The sequence below is a fragment of the Methanocalculus pumilus genome (genome assembly GCF_055382585.1).
On sequence record NZ_AP042393.1, the window covers coordinates 1,482,693 to 1,497,887 of the forward strand.

9 protein-coding genes are annotated in these 15,195 nt (G+C 52.8%); 2 read left to right on the forward strand and 7 right to left on the reverse strand.

Going from position 1 to position 15,195, the window contains the following annotated elements; translation table 11 throughout:
* Window positions 1-5: 5 nt before the first annotated feature.
* Together nrdD and ACZ44I_RS07810 are read left to right on the forward strand one after the other, a co-directional pair.
* Window positions 6-3,626, forward strand: a complete 3,621-nt coding sequence (nrdD, locus tag ACZ44I_RS07805) for an anaerobic ribonucleoside-triphosphate reductase (RefSeq protein WP_464551060.1) — start codon at window positions 6-8, stop codon at window positions 3,624-3,626.
* Between the two features lie 46 nt (window positions 3,627-3,672).
* A complete protein-coding gene (locus ACZ44I_RS07810; RefSeq protein ID WP_464551059.1) occupies window positions 3,673-6,306 on the forward strand; it encodes an aminotransferase class V-fold PLP-dependent enzyme in 2,634 nt (877 codons plus the stop codon).
* Here ACZ44I_RS07810 and ACZ44I_RS07815 read toward each other — a convergent pair.
* Genes ACZ44I_RS07815 through ACZ44I_RS07845 form a run of 7 tightly spaced genes read right to left on the reverse strand, consistent with a single transcriptional unit; the run spans window position 6,290 to window position 15,192 of the window.
* Window positions 6,290-7,039 carry a formate dehydrogenase accessory sulfurtransferase FdhD gene (locus ACZ44I_RS07815; protein ID WP_464551057.1) on the reverse strand — a complete coding sequence of 250 codons (750 nt, stop codon included), beginning with the start codon at window positions 7,037-7,039 and terminating at the stop codon, window positions 6,290-6,292. The genes ACZ44I_RS07810 and ACZ44I_RS07815 overlap by 17 nt on opposite strands.
* 56 nt (window positions 7,040-7,095) lie before the next feature.
* Window positions 7,096-7,533 (reverse strand): NusA-like transcription termination signal-binding factor, encoded by a 438-nt coding sequence (locus ACZ44I_RS07820; protein WP_464551055.1) that lies wholly within the window; start codon window positions 7,531-7,533, stop codon window positions 7,096-7,098.
* Between the two features lies 1 nt (window position 7,534).
* Entirely contained in the window at window positions 7,535-7,825 is a 291-nt protein-coding gene (locus ACZ44I_RS07825; RefSeq protein WP_300330692.1) for a 50S ribosomal protein L30e, read from the reverse strand.
* The gene (gene rpoA2 / locus ACZ44I_RS07830; RefSeq protein ID WP_464551053.1) at window positions 7,825-9,138 is read right to left on the reverse strand and encodes a DNA-directed RNA polymerase subunit A''; all 1,314 of its coding nucleotides are present in this window, start codon (window positions 9,136-9,138) and stop codon (window positions 7,825-7,827) included. Before rpoA2 ends, ACZ44I_RS07825 begins: the two co-directional genes overlap by 1 nt.
* A 1-nt stretch (window position 9,139) precedes the next feature.
* Entirely contained in the window at window positions 9,140-11,797 is a 2,658-nt protein-coding gene (locus ACZ44I_RS07835) for a DNA-directed RNA polymerase subunit A' (protein ID WP_464551051.1), read from the reverse strand.
* 12 nt (window positions 11,798-11,809) lie between these two features.
* The gene (gene rpoB / locus ACZ44I_RS07840; protein ID WP_464551049.1) at window positions 11,810-13,627 is read right to left on the reverse strand and encodes a DNA-directed RNA polymerase subunit B; all 1,818 of its coding nucleotides are present in this window, start codon (window positions 13,625-13,627) and stop codon (window positions 11,810-11,812) included.
* Complete coding sequence (locus ACZ44I_RS07845; protein WP_464551047.1) at window positions 13,627-15,192, reverse strand: DNA-directed RNA polymerase subunit B''; 1,566 nt, start codon at window positions 15,190-15,192, stop codon at window positions 13,627-13,629. Before ACZ44I_RS07845 ends, rpoB begins: the two co-directional genes overlap by 1 nt.
* Window positions 15,193-15,195: the final 3 nt, after the last annotated feature.

Genomic DNA, 15,195 nt, shown 5'->3' on the forward strand with positions numbered 1-15,195 from the left:
GCTGCATGAAAGATACGCGGCAGTCAACACTTGATGGGGCATTCCAACCCCCGATGCCCAAGGTGCGGACTTCCCAGGGTCACATGATGGACTGGGACCGCCAGAAGATTGTTCAGCAGATCCTCACCGAGACCCGCCTTGTCGAGACCTTTTATGGAAGGGAAGGGGCAGACCCTGAACTCGCAGAGCGGATGGCCCAGAGCGTTGAGACCCGGATCAAAAAGCTCGGCCTCACCTTCCTCTCCGGCCCCCTTATCCGTGAGATCATGAATATCACCCTCCTCGAAGAGGGACTTGTCGATTACCGGAACGTCTGTACCCGTGTCGGAACACCCGTCTATGATGCGCATTTAATCGATGTCGGGAGGGGTTTTGAGGCAAAGGATAACTCAAACCTCCAGGAGAATGCCGAGACATCCCATAAGAAGAAGGCAGACAAGATCAGCAAAGAGCAGTACCTCCTCCAGCTCCCCCCGGAACTCGCAGACATCCACCTGACCGGCGACATGCATATTCACGACCTCGAATATTTTGGGTCACGCCCGTTCTGCATAGACGGTAGTACCGTCATTCCGGTGAAATCGGAGGGTCGGATCAGGAGTACGAGGGCCGATGAACTGCCAATTGACGGGGATGAAGACGCCCCGGGTGATCTCTCCCTTCTTACGCCCAAAGGCTGGGTGCGGGTGAATAAGGTAACCCGGAGGGTAGCTCTCGATGGAGAGATGCTCAGGATAAAGACATCGGGCGGCCGCATGCTCTCTGTCACCGGGGAGCACAGGATCCCGGTACAGACAGATGATGGGATGGTGATCCGGCGGGCAGATGAGATACGGGAAGGTGATATCCTCTACACAATTACTGCATCTGATCCGATCCGCGGAGAACCAGTATGCGGAATAAACCTGATCCGTGAACTCACAGATCTTGTTCCCGAAGATCTTCTCACCGGCGTGTATGTCCGGGGCGCAGCAGATCTCTTCTCTGAAATTGTCAGGACGGGGCAGGCACGATCCTATACAGCGATCTCACGAGCCCTTGGGATCGAACACAGGAAACAATGGTACACAAAAGGTTTCATGCCTCTTCGTGTCTTCCGGACATTCTGTGAGCACTATGGGATAGTTGAGTTGACAGGTTTGAGGGTCGGGGTAACAGGCAGCGAGCATGACCTCCCGGCTCTCCTGCCGATCACCCCTGATCTGATGCGGCTGCTTGGATTCTTCGTCTCCGAAGGAAATTACAATGCATCTCCAAAGTCCGGACAATATAATCTTGCAATCACTGAAAACCATCAGTCAGCCTCGATACAGGCATCAGTGAAAGCTACCCTCAATACCTATGCAACGATCACCCGCCCCACCCCGGATACAACCGAGATCTACGGAATCGAAGTTCATAGGAATCGTGCACAGCAAGTCTATTTCGGGGGAAAGATCGTCTATCTCCTCTTCCGGTACATCTTTGGGATACCAGAAGGCAGCAGCAGCAAGCGCCTGCCTTGGATCGTCTATCATGCCGATGACGCACTGCTTCGTGAGTTCCTCTCAGCACTCTACACCGGCGATGGATCAGCATACTATCGCCCGGAAAAGTCTGACTGTATCATCACCTATACGACAGCATCAGAATCACTCCGCCAGGAGCTTGCCCTTCTTCTGTCGGCACTCGGCATAGGGGTGCATATCACCGAGCTGTATAATGATGATACAGAGCGGCGGATACTCTACCGTATCCAGTTTCATGGACGAAAGAATATCGATATCTTTTCAAAATACTGTTCGTTCCTCGATGAGAGGCAGGATCATATCGATTCCTTCCTGAAGCATACTCAGAAGATAAACCGGGCTGAAAAGCCTGAACGCGTTCTCGCCATTGAACCCTGCACACCCTCCAGCAGATATGTCTACGATCTCTTCCTTGAAGGCGACGGGAGCGAGGAGAGCCATACCTTCTTTGCATCAGACGGCCTCCTCATTCATAACTGCCAGGATTGGGATCTCCGCTATTTCTTCTACTATGGCTTAATGCCGGATGGAAATGGGACGAAAGCGAGTGTTGCAGGTCCCGCAAAACGCGCCGAGGTGGCTGTGCTCCATGCGGTCAAGGCACTTGGATCCGCACAGACAAACTTTGCCGGAGGGCAGGGTTACTACAACTTCCTCACCTTCTTAGCCCCCTATGTCGAGGGGATGGACAGGGCCGAGATCAAACAGCTTATGCAGATGTTTGTCTATGAGATGACCCAGATGATGGTGGCACGCGGCGGCCAGGTCGTCTTCTCATCAGTCCAGCTCTCACCAGGAGTCCCAAAGCTCTGGCGTGACAAGCCGATCGTCTTCAAAGGCAAGGTCTGGAATGGCAGGCAGGCTCCCTTCAGGGCATATGGAGAGTTTGAACGTGAAGTCCGGCTTCTCTTTGCAACACTGATGGAAGTGATGCTTGAGGGAGATAACTGGGGCAAGCCCTTCAACTTCCCAAAACCCGAGATCAGTATTGAACCGGACTTTATGGATGAGGATGAAGACTTCAATACGAACAATCCGGATATCCCGACCTACCGTGAACTCTACCTGATGACATTTGAGCTTGCATCAAAGTTCGGCACTCCATACTATGACAACCAGCTCCCCGCCTACAGGGGTGCCGGAGAGGGGATCTCATGTTACCAGTGCTGTGCCTACCAGTTCTCGACGACCGCAGCAAATGACACCTCATTCGAGGATAAACTCACCTTCACGGATGGCAAACATTTTTCAATGGGATCCTGGCAGGTGATCTCGGTGAACTGTCCCAGGGCAGCATTCCGGGCAGACCACGACGACCAGAAACTCTTTGCTGAACTCCGAAAACTGATGGATTCTGCGGTCTCAATCTTTAAGATCAAACGCCGCTGGATGGAGCTTGTCAGAGCGAACGGACGGATGCCGTTTGCAATGCAGAGGCCAAAAGATCCAGAGACACAGGAGAGGGGGGCTGTTGCAATCGATCTCGAGGGGCTCGTCTATACCGTTGGGATCGTCGGCGTCAATGAGATGATCCAGCATCATCTCGGCTCCCAGCTCCACGAGACCAAAGAGGCGTTCCGGTTTGCCGTCCGGACAATGACCGAGATGGAACAATATGCAAAGAAACTCTCGGCAAAACACGGGATGACGATTGCACTTGCCCGCACCCCTGCAGAGACGACCGGGCAGAGATTTGCCGTTGCAGATCTGCTTGATGAGCAGTTCCGCCCCCATGCCCTCAGGATCGTCAAGGGAGATACAAAGAACCTGCTTGAGCGGTCAAAGAAGACACTCGATCTCCCGGTCTACTATACAAACGGCATCCATGTCACACCCTCAGCGGATATTCCACTGACACGGCGGATGGAGATAGAGCATGTCTTCTTCCCGATCGTAGACGGGGGTAATATCTTCCATATCTGGCTTGGAGAAGCCCGGCCTGATCCCCGCGGGCTGATGGATATGGCGATGAACCTTTGCCGGACCACCCAGATCGGATACTTCGCCTTCACCCGTGATCTGACGGTATCACTTAAGCAGTTCACCGAGTACCGCCCTGATAAAACGCCGGAGACGAGCGGGAGCATCGTGCAGGCAGACCGGCGCGTGCTCATCTGAACACCCCCACCATATCTTTCATCGCCTCAAAGCACCAATAGAATGAATGATGCGAGAGCCGGCAGTCAAAAAGGAACTCTTCTGGTGCGATACCTGTAATCTTCCGCTTATCGGGAGGAGATGCGGATGCGGAAAAGAGGCGCGGGCAATCCCCCTGCTGGAGCCATTTGACTTAAGGCCCGCCCTTGATGCAGATCGGAATCTCATTCACAAACTGCTCAACAGCCGGTTTGGAGAGGTACCCCTCCCTGAAATCATCCTCCTGAACAAGACCGGCGGAAGGGACAGGGCCGATCTCATCATCATGAATGGCAGCCGGTTTGGGTGGCTCCTCTTCGATCCCATATCCCGGCAGTTCTCACTGGATATCGCACCTGAATCACTTCCCTACCTGCTGAAGCATGCAACAACCGGCATCGTAAACCTTGACGATCACATCGAACAGGAGAAGAAGGTGAGAATAGGGGGGAAACGCTTCCCCCTCAAGTCACCTGTTTTGGATGGCACCGTCATCGTCAGTTACAGGAGGAAATATGGAACCGGTGTCGTTCGTGACGGCCATATCAGGGTGAAGGAACTAATGCAGGTAAATCCCGCAACCTTCAAAAACCCCGACTGGAAGAGGGGAATCCTGCAGAACCAGTACCATCTCAGGCTTATGGAGCGGGATAGCCTGCGGATCATTAAAAAACATAAAAATGACCGGCCAACCGCAAATGTCTCATTCTCAGGTGGAAAAGACAGTGCCGCCGTCTTCCACCTTGCCAGAAAAGCCGGAGTGGAATCGGCATTCTTCATCGATACCGGAATTGAGCTCCCCGAGACGATCAGGTATATCGAATCACAGAAGGTTGATATCATCAGGAAAGGCGGAGATTTCTTCGCCGCAGTCGAAAAGGCCGGCCCGCCGGGAAAAGATCACCGCTGGTGCTGCAAACTTTTAAAACTCCACCCCCTCAGGATCTATCTCTCGGAGATTGGACCATCCGTTACCTTTCAGGGGAACCGGTGGTACGAGTCGTGGAACCGGGCAGACCTTGATGAAACGAGCCAGAATCCTGCAAACCCGCTCCAGCTGAATGTCTCACCGATTAGAAACTGGCGGGCATTTGAAGTCTTCCTCTACCTCTGGTGGCAGGATGTGCCGATCAATCCACTCTATGATTTGGGTCTTGAGCGGATCGGCTGTTACCTCTGCCCTGCAATGCTCGAGAGCGAATACGAGATGCTCAGAAGATTGCATCCCGATCTGACTGATCGATGGGATTCCTTCCTCAGGAAATGGGCAGAGAAGAACGGGCTGCCTGATGCATACCACCAGTGGGGCCTCTGGCGATGGAAGGCGCTCCCCCCGAAGATGCGTGAGCTCTGCCGGGAGCAGAATATCCCGGTGAACAAGGACTTCACCCTGAAAGAGGGGGGACCCCGGAAAAGAAGCGAGAGGATAGAGATGGGAGAAACTGGTGGAGATATAGCTCCGGAGAAGACAGAAGGGGTATCCTTTTCCGAGAAAGTACGGCGGGACTTTCCGATCATCCACGACTGCATTTACCTCGATTCAGCGGCAATCAGCCTCTCACCTGATCCGGTTGTCAATGCTGTTGTTGAGTTTGAACACACGTATCGATCCAATGTCGGAAGAGGCATCCACCGGTTCACACAGATCGCCTCACAGCGGTACTGGCATGCCCATGAGAAGGTCGCCCGGTTCATCGGCGGAGAAGAGGGCACAACCGTCTTCACAAAGAATACCACCGAGTCGATCAATATGGTTGCCCGTGGTCTCGACTGGAAACCGGGAGATCGGATAATCACCACCATCCTCGAACACCATTCAAACCTCCTTCCCTGGAGGGCACTGGAAGCAGAGGGAATCGAAATCACAGTCATCGGCATACAGCCGGACTACACCCTCGATCTTGAAGCCTTCGAGGAGGAGGTCAGAAGAGGGACGAAACTTGTTGCGATCACCCATGCCTCAAATGCAATCGGGGTGATCATGCCAGTCAAAGAGATCGGAGAGATCTGCAGGAGATACAATACCCTCCTCCTCATCGATGCCGCACAATCAATACCGCATATGCCGGTGAATGTCCGGGATATCGGCTGCGATTTCTGCTGTTTCTCAGGCCACAAGATGCTTGCTCCCACCGGAACCGGTGTCCTCTGGATGAGGGAGCCGATCATTCAACCGATGATGCTGGGTGGCGGGATGATCGAAGAGGTGCATCAGGATGGTTTTATCCCGATCGAGGGATACCAGCAGTATGAAGCAGGCACTCCGAACATCTCAGGCGGAATCGGGCTTGGCGTTGCGGTCGATTACCTTGAGAAGATCGGAATGGATCAGATCCGTCGCCACGAAGAAGAGCTTACCACCCGTCTGATAGAGGGGCTCTCGCGGATCGATGGAGTTACCATCCATGCACCATCCAATCCGGCATCACGGATCGGTGTTGTCTCTTTTTCGATTCAGGGGCTTCATCCTCATGAGGTTGCAGAGCGTCTTGATAGCGACTTTGAGATCCTGGTGAGATCCGGCCATCACTGCTGCCAGCCGCTGATGGAGTCGCTTGGCCTTTCGAATGGAACGGTGAGGGCAAGCCTGGCCCTCTATACCACCATCGATGAGGTCGATCTCCTGATAGCAGCGGTCCGGGAGATCATACGAAGCCTTTGATCCTTTCGGGATGTGAGAAGCAGGCGGGTCTGCCATCCCGGGTATAAGAGATGATGCAGAGGTTTGTCTCGTCTGCAATCCGGGCAGCAAGATCTGTTACCTGCCCGGTCGATACCAGGATCGGGATTTTGGCAAGGAGGCATCTCCTGACCATCTCGGAGGTAATCCTGCCGGAGATCCCAAGAACTACACTTGAAAAGTCCAGATCGTGCTGAATACCATATCCGATAACCCTGTCAACAGCAGGTGAACAGCCGATATCATGGAACGAGGCAATGATTCCTCCATCCCAATCCATCAGCACTGCTGATTCTTTCTCACCCGGCAGTTTTGGGATGATCTCCATTATGACAGAGAGAGGGATGGGATTTTTATCATTCTTAATCCTCGGAAGTGATGTCGTATCAATGTAGGAGGTACTCCCTCCACATCCGGCAAGAATGGTCTTCCTCCGGCCGGTGATCCGAAAGGGGTTTGTTGTCAGGACACTGATCCGGTTCTTCTCGAATTTGATTGATTCGATATCATCTTTTGACCTGATGATCTCTTCTGAGAAGAGGTACCCGATTGTATACTCCTCAAGACTGCCCGGAGAGAGGATCGCCGTTTCTGCATGGCGGCCATTCACAAAGAGGGCAATTACCACCTCCCGGGATGCATCATCTGTTGATTCCAGCCGTTCTCTCTCATCAAGGAGAAGACAGGGGAGGGAAAAGAGATCAGGATGAGACATAGAGATGAACCATTCTTTCAGAGAGCAGAACGAAGATCTGCCCCTGCATAAAAATATTATTCCTGAATCAGTTCGACATCCGCGATGTCAAACTGTCTCCGGAGAAGCTGCTTTGCTTTTGAGATATTCTTACCTTCTTTGCCGATTGCAAGGCCGCGATCGTCCTCACGGACTTCGACCTGTGCAACCCGCTCCTCATCCTCGCCTTCGAACTCAATCGAGAGAACTTCTGCTGGGAGGAAGCAGTTCCTGATGAACTGAACAAGATCGTCAGAATATTCAACGACCTCAACACGCCTGTCAAGGACCTCGGATGCCTTCTTGATTGAGGCGCCCTTCTTCCCGATTGCAAGACCCATCTCGCCGGGGTTTATGATGAAGATGACCCGGTCATGCCTGTCATCGATGACACAGTCGCGTGCACCTGCACCTGTGAGGCTCTCGAACTGGGAGATCAGATGCATGCAGTCTTCATTTAAGGTTATTTCCGACATATCAAGCTCTCTGAATATTTAGAATGTCAGATTCACCGGCATTAATGACTGCAAGTGCGCTCACGATGAAATCCTTTCCGCACTCTTTGCCGAGCTGGCGGCCTGAGCCATTGTAGTGGTATACAGCGACCTTCTCCTGCGCTTCAACGATCTTTTTGAAATCTTCCGGGCAGTTCTTTGCAATAATTACGAGCCTTGCGGTCTCATCCTGAATGCTCGCTTCTGTGCTGTTCCGGCCAAGAATGACCGTTCCGGTCTTCATTGCCCTGCGTAAAGATGTATTGAAATCCATTAGTTTTCACCTGTTTTGGTGATTGGTTGCATTGGTTTTACGACCAAACGAACATCGCCGGTTCCAAGCCGGATCGGCTGGCCGACGATGACATTCTCTGTCACACCGCAGAGTTCATCATGCTCATGAGCAATTGATGCATCAAGGAGGTGATTTACGGTCACCTCGAATGCTGCACGTGACAGAACACTTTCTTTCTCTCCAGCAATCCCGTGACGGCCGATCTGCTTGACCTCGCCATCCATGCACATCATATCTGCGACGAGCATGATATGACGGACATCAACACCAATACCCTGTTCACGAAGCGTGCTGTTTGCCTCATGGATGATGGCATCCCGGGCAGCCTCGATCCCAAGGACATGGGAGATCTCGCTGATATTATTCGTTCGGGTACGGGTGGTGTCTACACCCTCTACCTCGAATACGTCTTTAAGATTAGAGCCTTCAGTATATAGGATATACTCTCCGGACTCCTTTCTGACAACGACACGCTGGATATCATCGATACCCTGAACAATCACATTTCTGACATGTTCCTGAAGCTGGAAGAGATTCTGATAGCTATCCTGGTCTTTTGGGAGGAATCTGAGGATTCCCGCCTGTTCATCCACCTCAGACTCGAAGTCGCGGTAATGGCGCCGTTCGCGGATCTTCGCCGGAGCGCGCTCAAGAATATCCGCAACCTTGATCCGGCGCTTATCACATACCGCCTTGTTTAAGGTGACAACAACAGCCATACTCTCCATGTCTGTCGTGATATCACCAAATTCGTGGAGCGGTGATGCTTCGATATCCCAGGAGACCTCACGGGCGCGGTCACGGTTATCACGGTACCCATCCTCAAGGTGAATCGTCATTGCTGGTGTTGAGGGTTCACGTCTGGCATCCATAATCTCAATGAGACGCGGCAGACCAAGGGTGACGTTAATCTCAGCGACACCCGCATAGTGGAACGTCCGCATCGTCATCTGAGTACCCGGCTCACCGATTGATTGTGCCGCGATGATACCGACCGCTTCACAGGGTTCGATCCTGGTAGAGAGATATTCCTTTACGACCCGGTTGAGGATCTCGTCGAACTGCTCATCAGTCACCGGTGATTCCTTCTCTTCTCTCTTCAGAAGGAGGGTGATCAGCTGATCGTGTGTCTTGACCGGAAGGTTTGCATCATTGATTCTGAGGATTCGGCTGATGATACGCTCAAATACCTCTTCCTCAACTTCGCGCTCAGCGAGCCACTCGGTGATCAGCTTATGAATCGTCTCCGGAAGTGTATGTGAGTCGATCCTTTCAATATACTGTTTATTCATCTCAGACCTCCTCCTTTAACACACTCTCAACGATTCCCTTGACATCCACCGGATCTCCAAAGGCGCTCTTTGTGGGATCGGTTCCGTCCTCTCCGTACTTGAACTGGATGATCCGCCCACCTGTTGTCCTGACTGTGCCGTCATAGGCGACTTTTAAGTCCTGAAGTGCATTGATCAGCCTCCTCTGGAGGTAACCACTCTGCGACGTCCTGACCGCTGTATCGACAAGACCTTCACGGCCACCGATTGCATGGAAGAAGAACTCGGTCGGTGAGATTCCACTCTTGTAGGAGTTCCGGATAAAACCATGTGCTCCTGCACCCTGGTCATATTTCTTGAAGTGGGGGAGGGTTCTCCCTTCGTATCCACGAACGATACGCTCACCACGAACAGACTGCTGTCCGATACACCCGGCCATCTGTGTCAGGTTCAGCATGGAACCTCGGGCACCGGAGACGGCCATTACGACAGCAGAATTGCCAAGACCAAGGTGACTTCCTGCAATATCACCGGTCTTGTCCCTCGCCTTTCCGAGGACCTGCATGATCTGCATCTCAAGTGTCTCCTCGGCAGTTCTTCCGGGCATTGGTTCCAGCTGGCCGTTGTTATAGATCCGGATCCTCTTCTCTACATCCTGTTCGGCCTCATCCAGCAGATCGCGGATCTGTCCATACTCGGTCCTGCTGAGATCTTCATCATCTATCCCAAAGGAGAAGCCGATGAACATGATACTCCGGATCGAGAGTTTGGTCATATCATCGATATATTCGCGGGCCCTTTTCAGACCGTGTGTCCGGATGATCCGGTTCATTATCGCGCCTTCGAACGCACCAACGGATTTCTTATCAATGGTTCCGGAGATGAGATCCCCATCAATGATCCTGACATAGGCATCACGTTCGCAGAGGTCTTTCTTGCAGTCATCACAGTTGACACAAGATGTTGCCCGGTAGACCATATTCAGTCCGCGGGGGAGGATCATCGAGAAGACCTGTTTATTGCTCCAGTACGATACGCCATCCTCGACCTTGCCGGGCTTTGGAAGGAACTCGATATCCGCATGCCGCAGGAGATAGAGAACTTCAGGCTTGGTAAACCAGCGCAGCTCATGCGTCAGGAGGAAGATGCCGGAGATGTGATCGTGAATCCCGCCGATGATTGGTCCGCCAAAACGCGGCGAAAGGATATTCTCCTGAACCGATGCAAGAAGCGAGGCTTCTGCTCTTGCCTCTTCGGTCTGGGGAACATGCATGTTCATCTCATCACCATCAAAGTCAGCGTTGTATGGCGGACATACTGCCGGGTTTAACCGGAATGTCTTATCACCCATCAGCTTGATCCGGTGTGACATGATGCTCATCCGGTGCAGCGATGGCTGACGGTTGAAGAGGACGATATCGCCGTCCCTGAGCTGCCGATCAACAGTCCATCCCGGCTCGATCATAGAGGAGACCATCTCCCGGTTATCGAGAAGGCCTGATCCGCCATGAAGACGGAGCCTTCTGTTATCAGGACGGATGGCGTAGTTTGCGCCACAGGGATCGCGGAGTGTCGGCCGCTCGGGTCCGACAAGAATCATTGAGCGGAGTTCTTCGATATTCTCTTTTGTTACGCGGATTGGAACCGACATCTCGTTTGCGATTGCAAGCGGGATACCAAGTTCTGATACCGAGAGGTTCGGATCAGGAGAGATGACGGTACGGGCAGAGAAGTTGACACGCTTTCCTGAAAGCGAACCCCTGAATCGTCCGTCCTTTCCCTTCAGTCTCTGGGAGAGGGTCTTTAAAGGTCGACCCGACCGGTGGCGTGCAGGCGGGCATCCGGCCACCTCATTATCCATGTAGGTAGTCACATGATACTGGAGCAGTTCCCAGAGATCCTCGATGATCAGCTGGGGTGCTCCTGCATCCTGGTTCTCCTTGAACCGCTGGTTAATCCTGATGATATCGACAAGCTTGTGGGTCAGGTCATCTTCAGAGCGCTGTCCGTTCTCAAGGATGATCGAGGGGCGCATCGTCACCGGGGGAACCGATAATACCGTCAGGATCGTCCACTCGGGGCGTGCCACGGTTGCATCGATCCCAAGAATCCTGAGATCGTCATCGGGAATCCGCTCAAGGCGTGCACGGATGTCAGCCGGAGTCAACTTGTGTTCTGTCTTCCGGCCGTCTTCGGTCCATGCCTCCATGAAGGTGGTCGGCTTTTCGAAGTTCACCTTCAGCTGCTGCTCGGCACAGTGCGGGCAGACCCGCTCTTTCTTGATATCCTTCTCCGAGACGACATCGGCAGAGAAGGGATCGTCACCCAGTGCGGAGAATTTCTCGATCTCCTGTGGCTCAAGGAGAAGCCTTCCGCATGCCCGGCAGCTGACACGGAGAAGCTTCCTGATCAGCCGTGTATATCCGACATGGATGACGGGTTTTGCAAGATCGATGTGGCCGAAGTGACCGGGGCAGTCACCTGATTTCTGGCCGCAGGTCTTGCACCGGAGACCTGGATCAATGACTCCGAGACTTGGATCCATCAGACCTTTGCTATAGGGGAAACCATCATCGTCATAGGTGTCTGGCCAGATCACCTTACATACACTCATTTTTCTGACATCTTTCGGTGAAAGAAGGCCAAAATCTAATTTTCCTATTCGTTTTGGGCTTGGCATATTCAGATCACCTCAGACTATATCCTCAAGCATCAGTCGTGGTGCAATACCCATACTGATCATCTCATCCAGAAGGAGCTTGAACGCATAACTCATCTCTACCTCATAGATGTCCGTCTCGGCACCGCAGGCAAGACATGAAGTAACCTTCCGTTTCGCATCATACATGGCAACCATACCGCACTGGGCACAGACCCATTCCTTCACGGCATCCGATTCATCAAGGAGACGTTCCTTCAGGGCCATCGCAGCGCCATGGCCGATCATCACATCACGCTCCATTTCACCAAAACGAAGACCTCCTTCACGGGCACGGCCTTCAGTTGGCTGGCGGGTCAGGACCTGCACCGGTCCACGGGACCGTGCATGCATCTTGGTTGATACCATGTGGTAGAGCTTCTGGTAGTAGATGACACCAATATAGATATCAGCGGCAAACGGCCTGCCGGTGATACCATCATACATCACTTCCCGTCCGGTATGTGAGAAACCAAGCTCCTGAAGCTCTTTTCTGAGTGCAAACTCTTTCTCACCACGGAAGGGGGTTGCATCGATCCGCCGCCCATTCAGGCTGCCGACCTTTCCACCGATCATCTCGATCATGTGGCCGATCGTCATACGTGAGGGGATGGCGTGAGGATTGATGACGAGATCGGGTGAGATCCCCTCAGCTGTAAACGGCAGATTCTCCTGCGGAGCGATAAGCCCGACGATACCCTTCTGTCCGTGCCTCGAGGCAAACTTGTCCCCGATCTCAGGCACCCTGAGATCACGGGTCCTGACTTTAACGAGGCGGGATGAGTTCTCACCCTCTGTGAGGATGACGGTATCAACGATACCATGCTCATTACTCCGCATCGTAACCGAGGTGTCCCTTCGTTTCTCAACAGCAATCAGCTCAGCCGTAGGCTCTTCAAGGAACCGTGGGGGCGAGGTTTTTCCGATCAGAACGGACTTCTCATTCACGATCGTCTCGGGGCTGATGATACCATCGGAATCAAGGTTCCTGTATGCATCTTCACCGTGAGAGCCGGATACTTCCTCATCCGGAATCTCGATCCTGTCAATCTGGCCACCGGGATATCTCCGTTCTTCGCCCTCATAGGTTCTGAAGAAATGAGAACGCCCGACACCCCGCTCGATCGAGGCTTTATTGAAGATGAGTGCATCTTCGATGTTGTAGCCTTCGTAACTGAGGATGGCAACAACGAGGTTATAGCCCTGGGGCCGCTCTTCGGATCCGATCAGTTCCGCTGCCTGTGTCTTCACAAGCGGCCGCTGTCCATAGTGGAGCATATGGCCACGGGTATCAGGGCGGAGCTTCATATTTGCCTGTGCAAACCCGAGTGCCTGCTTGACCATTCCCGCACCCATGGTGACACGGGGCGATGCATTGTGTTCTGGGAATGGAACGTGTGCCGCACCGATACCAAGCATCAGCTGTGGGTCGATCTCCATATGCGTATGCTCAGCGGTAAGCCCGTCCTGGTTGACAGCGATGTAGAGATCGTCTTCCTCTTCGGCATCCACATATTCGATCTTCCCCTGGGAGACCATATCCTCAAAAGAATATTGCCCGGCCCGGATCTTTTCGATATCATCGTCGGTAATGATCGGGAGCCCCTGATCAAGGATGATAAGTGGCCTTCTGGCACGGCCGCGGTCGGTATTGATAACAATCTCGTTGCTGTATTCCTTGAATGAGACATTAATCTCTGAGGAGAGCTCTCCACGGCGCCTGAGCTGACGGACCCTGGCTGCAAGCGCCTGTCCGTCATCCACAACACCGATGAGTGCTCCATCAACAAAAATTCGTGTTTTGACTGACATCAGAGTTCACCACCAATCGGCTCAACACCAATGTTGAAGAGCACATTCTTTATCTCCTCTTCATCAAGGACACCCTTGCTCACTTCAACAAGCTGGGCAAAGTTCTTTACAAGACCACAGTTTGGACCCTCAGGAGTCTCTGACGGGCAGATTCTGCCCCACTGTGTCGGGTGCAGATCACGGGCCTCAAAATGCGGCTGTGATCGTGAGAGCGGAGAGATAACACGGCGCAGGTGGGAGATGACCGACATGTGGTCAACCCGATCCAGAAGCTGTGATACACCAGTTCTTCCGCCCACCCAGTTCCCTGTTGCAAGTGGATGGAGAAGCCGCTCGGTTAAGACATCTGCCCTGACCGCGGTCTGTATAGAGAGATCGCGGTGCCGCATGCTGGCACGTTCAAGCTGGTACTTGACATCACGGGTCAGCCTGTTGAGGGAGATACGGAAGAGATCCTCCATCAGGTCACCGGCGAGCTTCAGTCTCTTGTTTGAGTAGTGATCCTTGTCATCTGTCTTCCGCTTCTTCAATGCGAGGTGGAAACAGGCTTCAGCCATGCGTCCGAGGAAATGGGCTTTTGCCAGCCTGACACTGATCATCATCTCTTCATACCCGGGATCACCCTCTTTCACCGAGGGGCTGACGAGGTAATTCAGGTGGGGGAGAAGATAGTTGTCAAGGACAAATTCTGCACGCTTCTTCTGGTACTCCCTCGTCTGGTTCGGCGCTAGCTTTTTGCCGACATACATGACTCCTTCCTCAACTGATCCGCATTCTGCGGCTTCAAGGTTCTGCATCATGTAGGTGAGGATATCTTCGTCAAGAGAGACCGCAGTCACAATATCGGAGTCGGTCTCAAGACCGAGTGAACGCATCAGGTCTGCAAATCTCAGGTGCCCGGCAACCGAGGGGAATGAGACATCAAGGAGATTCTTCTTATTCTTCTCAACGACAACGAGCGCACGGTAGCCACGGTACTGCGAAAAGACCTTTGAGACATGGATCTGTTCGTTGTACCGCTCGGTATACTCGGTCATGATCTTGTTGGATGCAAGATCTTCAAGAGACATCAGCACGCGCTCCGTGCCGTTCACAATGAAATATCCGCCTGAATCCAGCCGATCCTCACCACGTTCGACCCGCTCGTCATCGGAGAGGTCGTACAGGTTACAGACTTTTGATCCGATCATTACCGGAAGCTGACCGATTGTTGTCTCGATGGGATCGTACCGTTCCTCACCCTGGCAGAGCGTCATCTCCAGGATCATGGGTGCAGCATAGTTAAGGTTCCGAAGCCGTGCCTCGGTCGGGTAGAGCTCGCTCTGGGATCCGTCTGCCTCCCGGACGATCGGTTTTTCAACCCGGATCTTACCAAGTTCGACCCAGACAGCCTCGTTGTTCTTGCCCCTGTGTTCGATATCCGTCTCTATGACGCGTTGTTCATCAACAACGGCCTGTAGATTATAGTCTAAGAAGTTGTTGTAGGATTCAAACTGGTGGCGTGCAACATGATCTTTGGAAAAGTATGCCTGCGATAATACGCTTCTATCAATCAGATGTATCATCTC